Raw genomic sequence first — 17,427 nt, forward strand, 5'->3', positions numbered from 1 at the left:
CGAGAGCACAACTTTAAGGGAGTTTCGCAATGCTGTCCTTGTCAGATGCGTCACGTGTCGTGGAGGAAGCCCTCAAGACTGCGCGCGAGATGAATTTACCGCCGATGACCGTTGCGGTCCTCGACGCGAGGGGATGCCTTGTTTCCTTCAAAATGGAGGACGGATCGAGCTTGTTGCGGGAGCAGATTGCAAGGGCGAAGGCCTGGTCCGCACTGGGCATGGGAATGGGCACCCGGACGCTAATGTCTCGGGCGGCTCACCATCCTTCATTTTTCGTGGCCCTGTCTTCACTTGCGGAAGGATCCATGGTCCCGGTCCCGGGCGGTGTGCTTGTCAGATCGCAAGAAGGAGCCGTCATAGGTGCCGTTGGTGTGAGCGGCGACGTGCCGGACAAAGATGAAGCCTGCGCGCTGGCCGGAATCCGCTCGGTCAATCTTGTTGCTGATCCGGGAGCCGCGTGAGCCCCGGCAGGGGCGCGCTCGAAAATCTTTGCAAGTTGCTTCTTCCCAAGCAGAGAAACTTGTGTCACAAAGACACCAAGTGACTTTATGTCTTCAAGGGAGGATGCGTTTTGTTCAAGCCCAACCGGCTGATCGAGATGCTTGAGCGCGGCGAAATTCCGCTCGGCATGCAGTGCTTCACTGGTGATCCGGCGCTCGTGGAAGTGCTTGGACTGACCGGGTTCGACTTCGTGATGTTGGATTGCGAACACTCCGGCAACAATGCGCGGGGGCTCGAAGGCCTCATTCGCGTGTCGGAACAAGCCGGCCTTGCGCCATTCGTGCGCGTCCCCGATCGCGCCAACGAGGCTGATATTCGACGTGCGCTTGAAGCCGGGGCGAGCGGGATCTTTCTTCCGATGGTGCGCTCGGCGGAGGACGTCAAGCGTGCTGCTGATGCTGCGTTTTTTCCGCCGCTAGGATCGCGCGGAATTTGTCCCGCGATCCGCGCGGCAGGCTATTCCTTGCGGACATTTGAGGAATATGCCGCGTGGAATAACCGCGAAGTCATCCTGATCCCGATGATCGAGCATCCGACCGCCGTCGAGAATATCGACGAGATTTGTGCGATGGAGGAGGTAAAGGTCATCGTCTTCGGAGGAGGCGACCTGTCGTATGCGATGGGTGAGGGCACTTCGATGATGAAGAGTCCGCGCGTTCAAGATGCCTACCGGAAGGTGCTGTCGACGGCCAAGCGGCATGGTGTTGCGGTGGTCGGAGGTCCGATCCTGGATCCAACGCCGGAGTCGTGCCGCAAGTCGCTGGACGACGGGATCACTGTGTTCTGCCTCGGTCTCGATACGCTCGGCTTTCGACACTTTTGCGAGCAAACCGTCGAGGCGCTCAACGTCGGTATCGAGGGGACAAATTACAGGCGCGCTCCAGCGCCGGACAGCGGATTTCCGGGGCGCTAATTCCAATCCAACAAGCAAGCTATCGAGAGAAAAAAATGGCTAAGTGGAAAAGATACGTGGTCGGCCCGAATGCTGCCGGAAAATCTGCCGTCCTGATGGACGAAGCTACCAACTTGCAGGAAAATCCCGGAATCTTCTACCGTGCAACGCTGTGGGGTACAAAGGAAGTCCCGGTCGACAACAGCATCGATGCGGACCGGTCGCTCGATATCACGACCCGCGAGCCGTTTCCCGGTGGCATGCTCTGCCGCGCCCTCGAGATTCCGCCTGACACCGGTGACAAGACCGGGCATATCGAGGCGCTCAAGCAATTGAATGTCGAAGTGAAGCAGAAACACACGCCTACTGCTGAAGACATGGCGCGCCATCCGAGCATGCACCGGACCGATACGCTGGATTGCATCACTTGCGTGAAGGGTGAGATCTATATGGTGACCGACGTCGACGAGGTGTTGATGCGGCCGGGCGATACCGTCATCATTCGTGGCACCAACCACGCCTGGAGCAACCGTTCGAAAGAACCTTGCTTGTTGGTCGGCTGCATGATTGATGCAAAGCCGCTGACATAACGAAGCAAACGATCAGCAAGAAGAAGACCGGGTAACCGGCGCCTCGGGAAACGCTCGCAATGGAGTGCGCATGGATTCGAGTGAAGCCGTCGACTTGGAAACAGTCGTAAATTCAGGTCGCCTGGGACCTTCCCAGTACCTTATCATCTCGATCTGTGCGCTCGTTGCCATGATAGATGGCTTCGACACGCAATGCGTCGCGTTTGTCGCGCCAGAAATAGCCAGCAGTTGGCACGTCGAGCCTTCCCAATTTGGTCCCGTTTTTGGGGCGGGTCTGCTCGGCGGCATGCTGGGAGCCATGGCGCTCGGGCTTGCCGGCGATCGCTTTGGCCGCAAGCCTGTGCTGATGTTTTCGGTCGCATTATTTGCGATATGCTCTTTGCTCACACCCTTCGCCACATCCATCAGTAATCTGGCCGCCCTGCGTTTTGTCACAGGCCTTGGTCTCGGAGGAGCTCTCCCAACGGCAATCTCGCTGACGTCGGAGTATACGCCGACGCGCTTGCGGGCCACGGTCGTCGCGCTCATGTTTTGTGGTTTCCCCCTGGGAGCGGTCATTGGCGGCTTCGCAATGGCGAAACTGCTTCCAATGCTGGGATGGACCAGCGCCTTCTACGTTGGCGGCGTGATCCCGCTTCTCTTGCTCCCGCTCGTAGCCATCTGGGTGCCGGAATCGATCCAGTTTCTTGCGCTCAAGGGGGATAGCCTCGCGATCACTTCCATCCTGGATCGGATGAAGCTGGGAAAGAAGTGGAACGTCAAACTGACGGTCGAGACGCCGGCGCCGCTTTTCAGTCTATTTGCCAATGGCACCGCGCTCGGTACGATCCTACTTTGGATCACCTTTTTCTTCAGTTTGATGTTGTCCTATTTCCTTCTCAACTGGATCCCCATGCTTGCTCGGCAAGAGGGGCGCAGTGTCGAGGAGGCCGTCGTCGCCGTGGCCGTGATCAATTTGGGTGCGATCATTGGCTGCCTTACGCTCGGACAGTTGGCGGGACGCTACGGGCAGGCAACGGTTATTGGGGCCGGGTATGGTCTTGGTGCCTTCGCCATCGTGGCTATCGGCTATGTCGGCACGTCAAGCGCGCTCTTATTGATCTTCTCAGTTCTTGCCGGGATCCTGACCATCGGCGCGCAGATGTGCACCGTAGCTCTGTGCGCGGGCTTCTACGATACGCGTCTGCGCGCGACGGGTGTTGGTTGGACGATGGGCATAGGACGTATAGGCGCAATCCTTGGTCCTGTTCTTGGTGGCGTCTTGATCGGAGCGGGCTTCACGGCGCCAACGTTCTTTTTTATTGCTGGTTTGACGTCACTCGGCGCGGCGGCGACGGTCTTCGCAATGGGATGCTTCGTGCTTCGCGGCCGCTCATCTAGCGCTCAAAAAAGTGACCTCCCTGCTCAGGTTGACGCCCTCGAGGGCGTCGTCTCGGGATAGAGAGCGGCCGCACCGGCGGCAACGGAAGCTGTTGGTGCCGCGCGGCGCTTGCGCGGCCTGGTGATTGCTCGCTGTGCATTCACCGTATCGCGTTCGCCGGTCTCTTTCTCTCGAAGAGGAGTAGCTCGCACTAAGGGCCTCTCGTCTTGAGCCAATAGGTAGCCCTGCGGCCTCCTAATCGTTGACAGCTGTTGTCATTCTTGCCGTGCACGCATCGCAACAGCGAGCTCGGTATACGGAAGCAATCGTTCGTGCCGCGGGTTCTGTCGAACGCGGGTGCAACCAGCGAGTTCTATCGCTGCCACCTCCAACGACGTATGCGCTCGAACAGCGGTGAAGTTATCAGCGCCGTTGGTGCGATACGAGCCTGCAGAGCACGAAATTCCTGACCTGGCAGACGCTGCACCCCTCTGGCCGCATTCTGCCCGGCGGAAGGAAGCAGTGTAGCCAAAGCCAAAGCTATTGAATCTCTTGGCAAAAGACTGCACATGGCTTCCCCTGTAGCCTGTGGCAAGATGGTGGTATCCAGCAACAGCATCTTGGCCACGACTTGGCAGTTCGAGACCTCATTGAAAGCATTGGATGACCAGGCCCAGCAAAGTTGAAGGCGAGCGCAGTGAAACTCAGCCGTCCAGTGATCGTGAACGAATTCTCGGCCTTACCGTAAACACCCTCGGCCGGAATATCACTTGGAGCTTGGCGCAGCGAACGGCCCGCCACGGTTTCCTTCCTGGCGTAAATCCTGTCATTGCGCGGTTGATGCAGCTGACGGAATCGACCCAGGGAGAGCTTTCACGCCTCATTGGTATCGAGCAGCCAACGATGGCTGTGACGTTGAAGCGAATGGAAAGGGACGGGCTAATCTCCAGATCGCCCGATCCTGCGCATGGGCGGCGAACTACAATAAGGCTTACCGCGAAAGGTCGCGCGCTCAGTCAACTCATGTCCAAGGCAGCTCGGGAGGTCGAAAAGATGGCCACCAAGGGACTTAACGCGCATGAGGTCGCCGAGTTTTTCCGCATTGCAAACATAATGACGCAGAACCTGAACGCGGAGCGTTACGGCGACAAATAGGTCTCGTCCACATCCCTAAGTCTTTCGGCCGACAGATCGCCGCGATTCAAATTCGCGCAACAAGCCTTGACGTCTCGATAATAATCATAGCATACTATGATTATAAGAGAGCTTCGATGCTCTCGGTCAATGATCCAGGGAGGTTACGATGGCGGGATTAGGTGCTCCGCAGTTCTACTTGATGCACTTCATGCCGTATCCGGATGTCGTGCCGAATCGCCCGCAGGGACAGTGGGTCGACATTCCCAACACGCACTTCGATCCGAAGGTCGGCTACAAGCTCTACAAGGAATACATCGACGAGCTTGTACTGGGTGACAAGCTTGGGTTTGACGGTCTCGTGGTCAACGAGCACCACGCCACCTTCTACAGCCTGATGCCTTCCTGCCAACTGATCGCCAGTGCGCTGGCAGTGCTTACCGAGCGAGCGAAGATCTGTGTGATGGGGACGCCGATCGGGCTGACCTATCCGCATCGCTTGGCGGAAGAGTATGCAATGCTCGACGTCATGTCTGGCGGCCGCCTTGAATGCGCGTTTCCTCTCGGCACCGGCATGGAGTACTGGGTCAATCCGCTCAGCCCTGCCACCGCGCGCGAGCGTTTCCGAGAGGGCATGGACATCCTGATGCAAGCATGGACCAAGCCCGGCCCAAGCCGCTACGACGGCGACTTCTATCAATACAAGTATCTGAATTGCTTCCCGTTGCCGTACCAAAAGCCGCACCCAAAGATCTATGTGGTCGGTTCGGGTACGGAAGATACCGTAAACTATGCGGCCGAACGGGGTTACGGCTATTCTCAAGTGTTCACGCCCATACCGGCGCAATTGAAGTCCTTCGAGAACTATCGCGCCGTCGCTGCCAAGCACAACCAGCCGACCGATTCAGAATCGATCATCATTTCGGCGATGGTGTTCGTGGCTGAATCGGAAGAGAAGGCAATTGAAGAGGGGCGCGATCACATTCTCTTCTACTTCAAGAACTTGCTGAAGACCGACTCCCACCTGAACTCGCCTCCCGGCTATCTCCCGGTCGAGCGTCTTCGCAAGCGGCTCGAATCTGGTGTCTCTGAACTCGATGTGACCTGGGAAGGGCTGACCACGGTGTATCGCACCGCTCTCGGCACGCCTGATCACGTCGCTGAGCGCATCGCCTTCTGGTGCGAACAAGCTCAGAGCACCAAGATCATCTTGCATCTTCACGTTGGCGACATGCCGCACTGGAAGGCGGTCAAGAACATCACTCTGTTCGCCGAAGAAGTCATTCCGCGTGTGCGGAAGCTGATGTCGTCCTCGGTTCAAGTAGCGGCAGAATAGTTGGAGGGATCAATGACCAGCTTCACACAGCGTGACATCACCGTCGACGGAATTCGCGTTCAGGTACTCGAAGCGGGCGAGGGTGAGCCTCTTGTCTTCTTCCATGGTGCCGGCACGACGAGCGGATTCCAGGATCTGTTGCCGCTTGCCCAAGGTCGCCGGCTCATCGTGCCGATCCACCCGGGATTCGGTGCGTCTGACGATGATCCGGCCGTCAACTCCGTGCTGGACTATGCCGTCCACTACGCCGCGCTTTTCGATCAGTTGAAATTGTCCGCGCCGGTCGACCTCGTGGGCCACTCACTGGGCGGCTGGATCGCTAGTCTCTTTACGGTATTCAACCAACATCGCGTTCGCCGCCTCGCTCTTGCCTGTCCGGCGGGACTGCGGGTGAAGGAGCATCCGACAACGGACCTGTTTACGATCCGCGCGGAACATGTCCCATCGCGGATCGTGTCCTCTCCCGAGGCTCTCGCCCGGATCCCGGCGGTCAACCTTACCAATGATCTCAAGATCGAGCGGTATCGCGAGATGACCTCGCTTGCCCGCATCATTTGGGAGCGCAACTATGAGCCGAAACTCATGCGCTGGCTCGGGCACATCAAGGTGCCGACGCTGGTGCTCTGGGGCGACAAAGACCAGATCATTCCAGTTGAGCAGGCGAACTATTGGTCCAAACGGCTAACTTCCAGCGAAGTTGCGCTGTTCGAAGGAGCCGGGCACCTCGTCTTCTTCGAGGCGCCGGCGGCGGTAGCGCGGGTGAAGGCATTCTTCACTGAGCGCGAGATTCCCCGACGACAGTCAGCCTAATTAGCCAGAACACTGGCATCCAAGACAACAAATGACGGGGAGGTGCGTGCCAATGAGACTCGACATGCGTTCGTTGAGTGTCGTCCTGCTGTCGGGCTTGCTCGTGTCGTTCGCCAATGGCGTTGCGATGGCCCAGAAGAAATACGACGTGGGAGTGACCGACACGACCATCAAGATTGGCAACATAATGCCTTATAGCGGCCCGGCATCAGCATATGCTGCCATCGGCAAAACCGAGGCCGCTTATTTCAAAATGATGAACGACCAGGGCGGCATTAACGGTCGAAAGATCGATTTTGTCACCTATGACGACGGTTTCAGTCCACCCAAAACAGTCGAGCAAGCTCGCAAGCTGATCGAATCTGACGAGGTGTTTGCTCTCTTCAACGTTGTCGGGACGGCTGGAAACGCCGCGATCCAGAAGTACGTCAATTCCAAGAAAGTACCGCACCTCTTCATCTCGAGCGGCGGCGCCAGGTTCGATGATCCGGAACACTCGCCCTGGAGCATGGCCTGGTGGCCCGGATACATCAGCGAAGCGACAATCTACGCGAAATACATCCAGCAGAACTATCCGACGAAGACGGTCGGTATTCTTTATCAAAATGACGACTCCGGCAAAGACTACATAGCGGGATTCCGTCAGGCCTTCGGAGCCGAGGCCGACAAGAAAATCGTCATCGCCCTTCCGTACGAGGTAACAACACCATCGGTCGATTCACAGGTGGTGCAGATCAGATCTGCCAACGTCGAAATCTTCGTCAATCTCTCCACGCCGAAGTTCGCTGCGCAGGCGATCAAGAAGATCGGCGAACTTGGATGGAAGCCGATCCAGTTCCTGGGCAATGCGTCGGCATCTACCCAGACGACGATGTCAGCAGCAGGGATCGACGCTTCGCGGGGAATTATCAGTGCCGTGTACCTGAAAGACCCTGCGGATCCTCGGTGGGCCAATGACGAGGGCGTCCGGCAGTTCCGCGCCTTCATGACGAAATACTACCCGGATGGTGACCAGGAAAACGGCACGACCGTGTTCGGTTATGGCGCGGCCAAAGCATTCACCGAAGTTCTCAAGAAGTGCGGCGATGATCTCACGCGAGGGAATCTTATGAAGCAGATGACGAGCCTCGACATGGAGATCGATGTCTATCTTCCCGGCATCAAGATCCGCACCAGCAAGACCGACTACTCGCCGATCGACCAGCTGCAGCCCGTTAAGTTCAACGGTCAGCGCTTCGAGCCCTTCGGCGACGTGATCGGCAGCAAGTAGGAGACAAGACATGACCTCACTCCAAGGACAAACAGCGTTGGTGACAGGCGGTGCCGGCGGAATCGGCTCGGCAATCTGTCGACGCCTTTCGGTGGACGGCGCACTGGTCGTGGTTGCCGACCTCGATGGTGAGAAGGCGGATCGTGTAGCGCGCGGCATCGTATCCGATGGCGGTCGCGCGGTCGGGATCGGACTCGATATCACGGACCGCGATCAATGGAGAGCGGCCATTGCTGAGACGACGCGGATCGCCGGCGGATTGAACATTCTCGTGAACAACGCCGGCGGCGCAAGAATCAAGCCGTTCGAAGCCCTCTCAGCCGAGGATTGGAAGCACGACATCGATGTGAATCTGAACGGCGCGTTCCTGGGCATCAAGGAGGCATTCGACGTTATGCGTCAGACTGCAAGCGAGTCCGCCTCTGGGGGCGCCATCATCAACATTGCGTCTGTCTCTGCGCTGAAGGGATCGCCCGGCATGCCTGCTTATTCGGCGGGCAAGGGCGGCTTGCGATTATTCACAAAGGCTATTGCGGTCGATTTCGCACGCCGCGGCTATCGGATACGAGTGAACTCTGTCTATCCGGGCCTGATCGATACGCCACTAACGAAGCCCCTGTTTGAGAGCCAACTTAAGCCCGGCTCAGAAGAGAGCCTCGAAGCGGCTCGTTCGCGGATCCTTCAGCAATACCCAATCGGTCGTATTGGCAGGCCGGACGAAATAGCAAGCGTGGTCAGATTTCTGGCCGGAGACGACTCTTCGTACATGGTGGGAGCCGAATTGGTCGTCGATGGCGGTCTAACGGCGGCATGATGAAAGCTTCGCGATGAAAGCCGAACAGTTATTTGACGTAAAGGACAATATCGTCGCCATTACCGGCGCCGCGAGTGGAATTGGCCTAGCTATAGCGGAGGTCTTGGCGGCCAATCAAGCGAGACTGGTACTTTTTGATATCGACAAGGCGTCGCTCGCCGTCGCTTCCGACCGTCTTACGCAGAATGGCGCCGAAGTCTTCGTAAGGGCGGCCGATGTACGTGATCGCGAGGCCTTGAGGCAGGCATTTGATGAGGCGGTCGCTCACTACGGAGCCCTCGACACTGTATTCGCCAACGCTGGCATTGGTGCAGGCCCAGGCTTTGTTGGCGTTGAGGGGGCCCGCTATCCGGGAGGCGCATTTGAAGCGATCACTGACAACCATTGGGACGATGTTATCGCGGTGAACTTAAGTGGAGTGTTTGTGACAATTCAAGCTGCCGCCCGACATATGAAGCCACGTCGTAAGGGGCGCATTATCGTCACCACGTCGATTGCTTCGTTCCGTAACCAAGGCTGGATTGGCACACCATACATGCCGGCAAAGGCGGGTGCGGCTCATTTGGTCAGGCAGGCCGCTCTGGAGCTCGCTGAGTTTAACATCACGGTAAATGCCATCGCGCCAGGGGCTTTCGCCACCAACATCGGCGGTGGTCGATTAAGGTCCGCGGAAGTCGCTGCAGCTGTCAGCAGAGGAATTCCATTGGGGCGGGTCGCCGAACCTCGAGATGTCCAAGGGCTCGCCCTATTTCTCGCGTCCAGAGCCGCAAGTTTCGTAACCGGCGTCGAGATTCCCATCGATGGCGGAGCTTCGCTTGGGAGGGGCTCTTGAGGCCATCAAGATCAAGCGTGGTTCGGTATGTGAGGTGACGCTATGAAAAAACCATACATCGTGGCTCTGGGAGGCACTACACGGTCGGGCTCGTCGACCCAGAAGGCGCTCGCGCTTTGTCTCCGTGAAGTGGCATTAATGGGGGGAGAAACGCACCTGGTCAGCGGCGCCGATCTCGACCTGCCGCCATACACACCGGGCGCCAAACTCGCCGTTGGAGCGCAAAATATCGTAGCCGAACTTCGTCGCGCCGACGGAGTGATCGTAGGGACGCCAGGCTATCACGGCGGGATTTCAGGCCTTGTCAAAAACGCGCTCGACTACGTCGAGGAACTCAGATCGGACACAAGGCCCTATTTGGAAGGACGAGCCGTCGGTTGTGTTGTGACCGCCGCAGGCGAGCAAGGTGCCGTCTCGACGCTGCTGGCACTTCGTTCGGTCGTCCATGCTCTAAGAGGATGGCCAACCCCATTGGGAGCGGCGATCGTCACTGTTGGAGAAACATTCGATGCAGCGGGACAATGCCTGTCCGAAAAAGTCGATGTGCAGCTAAGGACTCTGTCCCAACAGGTGCTGCTCTATGCGAAGCGACAAAGTTGTGAGGCTCAGCTCAACCTTGCCGGCCCAAAATCTCCCGAGATATCGAGCGATAGATATTGCTCGTGATGTTCTAGGCACCAAGGAACTTAAGCGGGAGGTTCTGAATCGTGTTCAGACGACCGATAGTTGATGGCGGGCTCAAGAAAGGATGCACTGAGCGCGTGCCAAGGGCACCAGACCCGGTGGACACGGCTTTGAACGCGGTGGTGGGAGATTAGCGCTCTTAGTGTTACAACACAATCCAACAACATAAGAGTCCGCGGTTTGGTCCCGAATGGCGCACGATTACCATCGCCCTTTTCCCAAAGTTCTCTACCGAGTTCCGCAAGAGTCCGTCAGGCCATCGTCTCCCTGCTAAACTTCTCACCTCGGAGCTTTGCGCGCCAAGTACCTTGCTCTACCAAGTCTGCGATTAGATCCGCTAACACGTGGGCCACGGCTTCGCTACCACGCATATTCATGGTTCGTTGAGAAACCACAACTGCGAGCGTCCATGATGGTACCGGATCTACGATCGGGATCGCCGCCATCTCGCCACGCGCCATCTCATCGACAAACGCAAAGTGCGGCATGATCGCCATGTAATTAGAACTACAGATCAACTTGGCGATGGCAGGCAGACTGTCGCAGTCCTTGACCGCAGGCGTTATGTCATGACGGGCGGCCAGTTGTTCTATCACGGTTCGAAGCACGTTCGGACGCCCCGGGAGGACGATGGGGAAATCAAACACTTTCTTGAAGGGCACGGATTTCCGTTTAGCTATCAAGCTGTTCTTGGGCACGAATAGCATCAAGTCTTCCGTCATCATCTCAGTCCACGCGACGTGCTCGAAAGCCTTGTGATCGTAGAGAAGCGCCACATCGAGACGACCCGCTTGTATGAATTCGTCAAGATATCCCGTCATTGCTTCGACGAGATGCAGCGTCACGTTTGGCAGGCGCTCGGCCATCACCCGAAACAGAGGCAGCGACAATCCGCGGCAGGCAGATGTCGGCAGCCCGACCGACACCCGACCTGATGGATCGGATGTCTGCGAACGCATGCTATCCTTGGCGTGGTCGAGTTCTTGAAGGATCCGGCGGGCGTGGTCGAATAGCTGCTGTCCGTGTTCGGTTGCGGTCACGCCTCTTGCGTGGCGTACCAGAAGTTTGACGCCGAGTTCTTCCTCAAGGCTTTTGATTTGCTGACTGAGCGAAGGCTGCGCAATGCGAAGCACTTCAGCGGCGCGCGAGAAATTTCCACTTTCCGCGATCTGTACGAAGTACTTGAGCTGACGCAGATCCATTGGCGTTCGTTCCTGATCGATACATTTGTGTGTCTGGGCAGCGGCTTCTGTCAATCTGCTTTCAAAATGTGCATTTGTAAAAACTATTGCCTAGACTAAAAAATAAGACTTAAAAATCCGGTAGTTACGCCAAGATCATCTGCATCTAATGCGAGCATTCTAAACGCAATAGGTTTTGCCTATGCCTTTCATTGGAATTTGGTCTTTGTTCCACGAATTCCTTTGCCGTTAGCTCGCCGGCGGAGATGGATGGGGAAACATAACGATGACCGAATTCAAAGTTGCTGATCCGCGAGGGCTTCTTCGCACGACCCGACGCAATTTCGTGAAAGGTGCTGGTGCCGTTGCCGCGGCGGTCGCCACCGGCGTCGCCGGGACGGGCACTGCGTATGCGGACGACAGGGTGCTCAATCTCCTGTCCTGGCCCGGTCACGGTGACCCCGCCTTCGTGAAGCCGTTCGAGGACAAATACGGCGTCAAGGTCGTGGCCAAGGAGTATGTCGGCGGAGAGCCGATGCTCGCGCTGATGAACCAGTCTCCGCCCGGCACGTTTGACGTGGTCCTGGCCGACGCCGAATATATCCACATGCTGCAGGAAGGCAGCCTGATCGACGCCTTGAACCCGGCGGACTTCCCACTTGCCGATTATTGGCCCGAGTTTCAGCATTTCCCGCTGCATTGGGCCGGTGACAAGCTCTATTCGGTGATGATCCGGTTTGGCTATCTCGGCATGGCCTACCGGAGCGACGCGCTGACGGCCGACGACGTCAAGTCCTACAAGGCGCTCTGGAATCCCAAAGCGAAAGGCAAGGTTGGCTTCTTCGACTGGTACCTGCCCACTATGGGCTGCCTCAGTCTCCACGACGGCAACAAGCCGCCCTTCGACATCACTGATCCCGCCTTCGGTAAGCTCAAGAAGACATTGTTCTCGTTGAAGCCGCAGGAAAGCGGATTTTACAGCATGGCCGATCAGTTCGCGATGCTAACAAATGGCTCGGCGGCCGTCATTCCCGGCATCGGAGACTGGGTCGTTCTGCTGCTGCAGAAGAACGGCGTTCCGGTTGAGGCAGTGGTGCCAGAGGAGGGCGGTATCCAGTGGACCGAGTCGATGTCGGTCGTGTCGAGTTCGACCAAGAAGGATTTGGCGAAGGCTTTCATCCAATATGCGAGTTCGCCCGAGGGCCAGTTCCGCTCGGCGCGCCTGCCGGCCTACTGGGCATCCATCCCTAACAAGAAGGGATGGGAGCAGATGAACAAGGAAGCTCCCACTGACGCCGTTAAGCTCCGTCACACCTTCGACAAGCGCAATGTCATGGACGAGTATAAAGACGGCAAGATTTTCATCCGGCAAACGCCCGTGAAGCAAAGCATCGAGGCCTGGAACGACGCCTGGTCTGAATTCAAGGCGATGTGATCGAACTGCTCCGAACCCGGCGTTTGCGGCTCTACGTCGTACTCCACGCTACTGCGGGTGCCCGATGACCGACCAAGCCATATCCGAGCGATCGAAGGCGGCGGTGCGTCGCTTCGCTGTCGTGCTCGGCGCGCCGCCTTTGGTTTGGCAACTCCTGTTCTTCGTCGTGCCGCTCGGCTTCCTGCTCGCCATGAGTTTCTGGTCAGTGCGCAATTTCCGGCTGCAGCCAGATTTCACGTTTGCGAACTGGGTGACGATCTTCAAGGCGGACTTCTTCGCCAAGGCCTTCGTCCACACTTTGACGCTGTCGCTCCTGGCTGCCGTGCTATGCAGCCTGATTGCCTTTCCGACCGCCTACGCGATCGTATTCCGGGCCAAGGCCGCCACCCGCCGCCTGCTCATCTTCGCGTTGATCGTCCCGTTCTTCACCAGCTTCCCGGTTCGCATCTACTCCATGCAGGTGTTCTTTAGCCCGCCTGGCATTATCAACCATCTGATCGAACCCTTCGGATGGGGGCCTGTCCATGTGCTCAACACCTCGGCCGGGACGATGATCGGATTTCTCACCCTGACGTTGCCGCTCGTGGTGCTGCTCCAGACGCTGGCGCTCGGTGGTATTGATAAGACTCTGATCGAGGCCTCCCATAATTTGCGCTGCGGCCGCTTCCGCACGATCCTCACCGTGATCCTCCCTTCGGCTCGCGTCGGCCTGGTGTTGGCGGCGGCCTTCGCCTTCGTGCTGTGCTTTGGCGATTACATCTCACCGCAGCTGCTGGGCGGTTCGAGGCCGCCGACGCTCAGCATCCTGATCGCCGATCAGGTGAAATCCGGCAACAACTGGCCGCGGGCCTCGGTGGTTGCCGTCTCCATGATCGTCACCCTGATGGTGGTGCTCGGCGTCCTCATGCGTATTGCCTATGGTGGGAGGAGGGCGTCTTGAAGGCTCATGACCTTCGCGAGAGGACGCGCGCGACCGCGCTCGGCGGCTGGACTGCGCTGGTGTTTCTGTTTGTGTTCGCTCCGATCGTGTCCACGGTCGTTTTTTCGTTCAACGCCGATCGCTTCCCCAGCCTGCCTTGGGGCGGGTTCAGCCTGGCTTGGTACGCCGCCGTTCTTAGCGATGACAGCGTGCGCCGCAGCCTGGTGAATAGCCTGATCGTGGCGGCGGCGACCGCCGCTATCGCGACCGTGCTTGGTTTCGCGGCGGCCTATGTGGATTACCGATTTCGCTTTTTCGGCAAGCCGGCCTACATGGCGCTCGCCTCGCTTCCACCAACGGTCCCGGTCGTCATCCTGGGTGTCGCCATGCTGACGTTCGAGGGAAGGATAGGACTGTCCGGCACCTTGGCAGGCGTGGTGGCGGGTCACGTGGTGCTCTGCTCGCCTTTCGCTATGGCGCTGGTGCGGATGCGGCTCGCCGATCTTGACCGTGACCTCGAGCCGGCTGCCTGGAATCTTGGCGCGACCGCCTGGACGAGCTTGCGCGAGATCGTGATCCCGTTCGCGCTGCCTTCCATCCTGGCCTCCCTCTTCATTACGGCCGCGGTCTCGTTCGACGAGTACATGATCGCCTGGTTCGTGTCCGGGCTTAACGAGACGCTGCCAGTGCGCGTGCTGGCGATGCTGCAGGGACAGGTAAGCCCGCGCATCAACGCGGTCGGCTCCCTGGTGTTCGCGGTCAGCGCGATCCTGGTCGTGCTCGCGCAAATTCTGACGAGACGGAAGGTCTGATGTCGGGCTGTTTCGAGGATCCGCCGCTATGGCCGTGACCATGTTCGAGCTCCTGGACGTGGCCAAGCGCTTCGATGACCACGTCGCGGTCGCGGACGTGTCGTTGACCATCGACAAAGGCGAGTTCGTCGCCCTCATGGGCCCGTCCGGCTGCGGCAAGACCACCACGCTGCGCATGATCGCCGGACTGGATCGCCCAAGCGCGGGTGACATCCGCATGTGGGGCCGCAGTCTGATCGACGATCCGCCATGGGCGCGCGACACGCCGCTGGTGTGGCAGAGCTATGCGCTGTTTCCCTTCCTGTCGGTCCGCCGGAACGTTGAGTTCGGGCTCAAGCAGCGCGGGGCGCCGGCCGCAGTGCGGCGCGCCAAGGCGGACGACTGGATGGGCCGCATGGGAATCACACAGCTGGCGGATCGCTCGCCCGCCCAATTGTCCGGAGGCCAACGCCAACGCGTGGCCCTGGCGCGGGCACTGGCCACCGAACCAGAGGTTCTTTTGCTCGACGAGCCATTGAGCGCGCTCGACCCCCATCTCAAGGTTAAGATGCAGGCCGAATTGGTGCGATTGCACCGGGAGCTCGGCATCACTTTCATCTGCGTGACCCACAGCCATTCCGAGGCCTTCGCCATGGCGGACCGTGTGGTCATCATGAACGAGGGCCGGGTGCAGCAGGTCGGAACGCCGCGCGATATCTACCGGCGGGCCGGCAACCGGTTCGTGGCGGAATTCATCGGCGGCAACAACATCCTGTTGGGGGCGGTGCGGTCGGTCGAGGGCGGCCAAGTCGTGATCGAGACCGGCGCCGGCCTGATCGCGGCTGAGCCGCAACAATCAATTACGGTCTCAGTGGGCCAATCCACCACCCTGGTGGTGGCGGTCGACCGGATCGCAATTACTCGATCCCGGCCGCCGGAGTCCGCCAATACCATCGCGGCGCGGGTCGCGACGCTGGAATTCATCGGCTCGACTGTCATGGTCTTCCTGGACGCTGCCAATGGCTTTGTGCTGCAGGCGCAGACCAGCCTGCGCGAGCTCGAAGCCGCGCCGCTTGCCGTCGGCGATGAGGTGCTGGCGCACTGGTCGCCGCGCGACGGCTACTTTCTCGATTCTTGAATCCGCAAACCGGAGACCAGCATGACCACGTTCATCAAGGGTGCCACGATCCTCGCCATGGGAAGACAGCATGGCGCTGAGCCGTTCACGGGCGACATTCTGATCGAGGGCGATCGAGTCGCGGGGATCGGCACGGCCGTCCAGGCGCCCGCTGGTGCGACGGTGATCAACGGCGCCGGAAAGCTGGTCATGCCCGGCCTCATGAACGCGCATCTCCATTCCAACGAGGCGCTGTTCAAGGGCCGCTACGACAACATGCCGCTCGAAGTTTGGATGCTGTACTCGTATCCGATCCTCGCGGCCAAGCGGCTGCCCGAGCGGCTCGTCTATCTGCGCAGCATGCTGGTCGCGATCGAGTCGCTGAAGACCGGTGTGACCTGTTTGGCGGATGACCTCTATGAGAGCCCGAAGGCCGAGATGGAGCTCTTGGGCGCGGCCTTCCAAGCCTATGACGACATTGGTATCCGGGCCACCGTCTCGGCCCATGTGGTCGACAAGAACTTTCTCGACACGATCCCGTTCACCCGCGAAATGGTGCCGCAACATCTGCAGGACGAGGTCAACAAGCTGTCGCCGCCAACCGTCGACGAGTATGTGGGTTTCGTCAAACAGGCGCATGATCGCTATCATGGCCGCTCGGGCCGCCTGCGCTTCATGCTCGCCCCCTCGGCACCACAGCGCTGCTCCCCCGAACTCATGCTGGCGGCCAATGATCTCGCCAAGCAATGGGGGTTCCGTTCCACACGCATATCGTGGAGACCAAGGTGCAGGGCGTCACCGGACCGGCACTTTATGGCAAATCGCTGATGCGCTACATGCATGAGCTTGGCCTGCTGAACCCCTGGACCACGATCGCCCATTCGATCTGGGTCAGCGCGGACGATATTGCGCTGATGGGCGCGGCTGGGGTCTCGATCGTACACAACACCATCTCGAACCAGAAACTCGGCGCGGGCATCGCGCCCATCCGCAGGCTGCTCGAGGCCGGCGTTAATGTGGCGCTCGGCTCGGACGGCATCTGCTCGAACGACACGCCGCGCATGTTCGATGTCATGAAGGCGGCCGGGCTGGCTCAGAAGATCAACAACCCGGAATGGTCGCGCTGGCTGACTGCGTCCGAGGTGCTCCACGCCTGCACGCTCGGCGGCGCGCGCTCGGCCCTCATCGAGAAGGAGATCGGCTCGCTAGAGGTGGGCAAGAAGGCCGACCTGCTCATCCTCGACATGCACACGGTGAACTTCGCTCCGCTCAACGATATCCGCAACCACCTCGTGTATTGCGAGAACGGATCGTCCATCGAGACCGTGATGGTCGATGGCGAGGTTGTAGTGCAGGGCGGCCGGCTGACCAAGGTGGATGAAAACGCGCTCCTCGGTGAGTTGCGCGCTCTGATGCCGGAATTCCAAGCGTATACCCGCGGCGTTGAAGCCGCGAACCGGCCGTTCGAGGCTGCCTTCGGGGACATCATCCGCCGCTGCTATGGCACCGATCTCGGCTTTACGCGCTGGGCGTCCGACGCCGGGTGAGCCCCGTCGCTTCGACGAGACATAACGTTTGGCGGCTGGCTGAGCCAAGGCTGCGCAACGCTGAACAATCAGCACGTGCGAAATTGCCGCTGTCAGTGCACGCCGTCTTGAGCTGAGCCAGATCCATGCGGCGCTGTTCCGGATCTGAACAGTTGGGCCAAGCGATGCACGCTGCTATCTGCTTTCAAAATATGCATTTGCAAAAACTATTGCC

16 protein-coding genes and 1 pseudogene are annotated in these 17,427 nt (G+C 58.9%); 16 read left to right on the forward strand and 1 reads right to left on the reverse strand.

The features are described 5' to 3' along the window. Positions 1-29: 29 nt before the first annotated feature. From IVB18_RS50545 to IVB18_RS50595, 11 genes are all read left to right on the forward strand, one after another. Positions 30-461: a heme-binding protein gene (locus tag IVB18_RS50545; RefSeq protein WP_247992242.1), complete on the forward strand. Its 432-nt coding sequence runs from the start codon at positions 30-32 to the stop codon at positions 459-461. 110 nt (positions 462-571) lie between these two features. Continuing rightward, the gene (locus IVB18_RS50550) at positions 572-1,414 is read left to right on the forward strand and encodes an aldolase/citrate lyase family protein (protein WP_247992243.1); all 843 of its coding nucleotides are present in this window, start codon (positions 572-574) and stop codon (positions 1,412-1,414) included. A 35-nt stretch (positions 1,415-1,449) separates the two neighbouring features. Further along, positions 1,450-1,983: a cupin domain-containing protein gene (locus IVB18_RS50555; protein ID WP_247992244.1), complete on the forward strand. Its 534-nt coding sequence runs from the start codon at positions 1,450-1,452 to the stop codon at positions 1,981-1,983. A gap of 70 nt (positions 1,984-2,053) precedes the next feature. Further along, a complete protein-coding gene (locus tag IVB18_RS50560) occupies positions 2,054-3,424 on the forward strand; it encodes an MFS transporter (RefSeq protein ID WP_247992245.1) in 1,371 nt (456 codons plus the stop codon). A 582-nt stretch (positions 3,425-4,006) separates the two neighbouring features. After that, positions 4,007-4,498: a MarR family winged helix-turn-helix transcriptional regulator gene (locus tag IVB18_RS50565; RefSeq protein WP_247992246.1), complete on the forward strand. Its 492-nt coding sequence runs from the start codon at positions 4,007-4,009 to the stop codon at positions 4,496-4,498. Positions 4,499-4,646: 148 nt separating this feature from the next. Continuing rightward, a complete protein-coding gene (locus IVB18_RS50570) occupies positions 4,647-5,813 on the forward strand; it encodes an LLM class flavin-dependent oxidoreductase (protein WP_247992247.1) in 1,167 nt (388 codons plus the stop codon). Between the two features lie 12 nt (positions 5,814-5,825). After that, positions 5,826-6,623, forward strand: a complete 798-nt coding sequence (locus IVB18_RS50575; protein ID WP_247992248.1) for an alpha/beta hydrolase — start codon at positions 5,826-5,828, stop codon at positions 6,621-6,623. A 52-nt stretch (positions 6,624-6,675) separates the two neighbouring features. Continuing rightward, complete coding sequence (locus tag IVB18_RS50580) at positions 6,676-7,893, forward strand: ABC transporter substrate-binding protein (protein ID WP_247992249.1); 1,218 nt, start codon at positions 6,676-6,678, stop codon at positions 7,891-7,893. 10 nt (positions 7,894-7,903) lie between these two features. Then, complete coding sequence (locus tag IVB18_RS50585) at positions 7,904-8,707, forward strand: SDR family NAD(P)-dependent oxidoreductase (protein WP_247992250.1); 804 nt, start codon at positions 7,904-7,906, stop codon at positions 8,705-8,707. A gap of 13 nt (positions 8,708-8,720) precedes the next feature. Beyond that, positions 8,721-9,539, forward strand: a complete 819-nt coding sequence (locus tag IVB18_RS50590) for an SDR family NAD(P)-dependent oxidoreductase (RefSeq protein ID WP_247992251.1) — start codon at positions 8,721-8,723, stop codon at positions 9,537-9,539. Between the two features lie 42 nt (positions 9,540-9,581). Beyond that, positions 9,582-10,205, forward strand: a complete 624-nt coding sequence (locus tag IVB18_RS50595) for an NAD(P)H-dependent oxidoreductase (RefSeq protein ID WP_247992252.1) — start codon at positions 9,582-9,584, stop codon at positions 10,203-10,205. Positions 10,206-10,474: 269 nt separating this feature from the next. Here the strand turns inward: IVB18_RS50595 and IVB18_RS50600 are convergent, their stop codons facing one another. Further along, a complete protein-coding gene (locus IVB18_RS50600) occupies positions 10,475-11,425 on the reverse strand; it encodes a LysR substrate-binding domain-containing protein (protein WP_247992253.1) in 951 nt (316 codons plus the stop codon). Between the two features lie 265 nt (positions 11,426-11,690). Between IVB18_RS50600 and IVB18_RS50605 the strand changes: the two genes are divergently transcribed. The 5 genes and pseudogenes from IVB18_RS50605 (at position 11,691) to IVB18_RS50625 (ending at position 17,213) form a co-directional block, all read left to right on the forward strand. Continuing rightward, entirely contained in the window at positions 11,691-12,839 is a 1,149-nt protein-coding gene (locus tag IVB18_RS50605) for a spermidine/putrescine ABC transporter substrate-binding protein (RefSeq protein ID WP_247992254.1), read from the forward strand. Between the two features lie 64 nt (positions 12,840-12,903). Continuing rightward, positions 12,904-13,779, forward strand: coding sequence for an ABC transporter permease (locus IVB18_RS50610; protein WP_247992255.1), 876 nt, complete (start codon positions 12,904-12,906; stop codon positions 13,777-13,779). Between the two features lie 56 nt (positions 13,780-13,835). Continuing rightward, positions 13,836-14,570 (forward strand): ABC transporter permease, encoded by a 735-nt coding sequence (locus IVB18_RS50615; protein WP_346732699.1) that lies wholly within the window; start codon positions 13,836-13,838, stop codon positions 14,568-14,570. Between the two features lie 28 nt (positions 14,571-14,598). Then, entirely contained in the window at positions 14,599-15,687 is a 1,089-nt protein-coding gene (locus tag IVB18_RS50620; protein ID WP_247992257.1) for an ABC transporter ATP-binding protein, read from the forward strand. A 201-nt stretch (positions 15,688-15,888) separates the two neighbouring features. Beyond that, positions 15,889-17,213: pseudogene (locus tag IVB18_RS50625) on the forward strand (amidohydrolase family protein). The last annotated feature ends 214 nt before the right edge of the window (positions 17,214-17,427 follow it).

The organism is Bradyrhizobium sp. 186 (assembly GCF_023101685.1).
Lineage (GTDB): Bacteria > Pseudomonadota > Alphaproteobacteria > Rhizobiales > Xanthobacteraceae > Bradyrhizobium.

Coding starts and splice junctions, on each gene's coding strand:
- IVB18_RS50545 (WP_247992242.1), top strand. CDS start 30: ATGCTGTCCTTGTCAGATGCGTCACGTGTCGTGGAGGAAGCCCTCAAG.
- IVB18_RS50555 (WP_247992244.1), top strand. CDS start 1,450: ATGGCTAAGTGGAAAAGATACGTGGTCGGCCCGAATGCTGCCGGAAAA.
- IVB18_RS50560 (WP_247992245.1), top strand. CDS start 2,054: ATGGATTCGAGTGAAGCCGTCGACTTGGAAACAGTCGTAAATTCAGGT.
- IVB18_RS50565 (WP_247992246.1), top strand. CDS start 4,007: ATGACCAGGCCCAGCAAAGTTGAAGGCGAGCGCAGTGAAACTCAGCCG.
- IVB18_RS50570 (WP_247992247.1), top strand. CDS start 4,647: ATGGCGGGATTAGGTGCTCCGCAGTTCTACTTGATGCACTTCATGCCG.
- IVB18_RS50575 (WP_247992248.1), top strand. CDS start 5,826: ATGACCAGCTTCACACAGCGTGACATCACCGTCGACGGAATTCGCGTT.
- IVB18_RS50580 (WP_247992249.1), top strand. CDS start 6,676: ATGAGACTCGACATGCGTTCGTTGAGTGTCGTCCTGCTGTCGGGCTTG.
- IVB18_RS50585 (WP_247992250.1), top strand. CDS start 7,904: ATGACCTCACTCCAAGGACAAACAGCGTTGGTGACAGGCGGTGCCGGC.
- IVB18_RS50590 (WP_247992251.1), top strand. CDS start 8,721: ATGAAAGCCGAACAGTTATTTGACGTAAAGGACAATATCGTCGCCATT.
- IVB18_RS50595 (WP_247992252.1), top strand. CDS start 9,582: ATGAAAAAACCATACATCGTGGCTCTGGGAGGCACTACACGGTCGGGC.
- IVB18_RS50600 (WP_247992253.1), bottom strand. CDS start 11,425: ATGGATCTGCGTCAGCTCAAGTACTTCGTACAGATCGCGGAAAGTGGA.
- IVB18_RS50605 (WP_247992254.1), top strand. CDS start 11,691: ATGACCGAATTCAAAGTTGCTGATCCGCGAGGGCTTCTTCGCACGACC.
- IVB18_RS50610 (WP_247992255.1), top strand. CDS start 12,904: ATGACCGACCAAGCCATATCCGAGCGATCGAAGGCGGCGGTGCGTCGC.
- IVB18_RS50620 (WP_247992257.1), top strand. CDS start 14,599: ATGGCCGTGACCATGTTCGAGCTCCTGGACGTGGCCAAGCGCTTCGAT.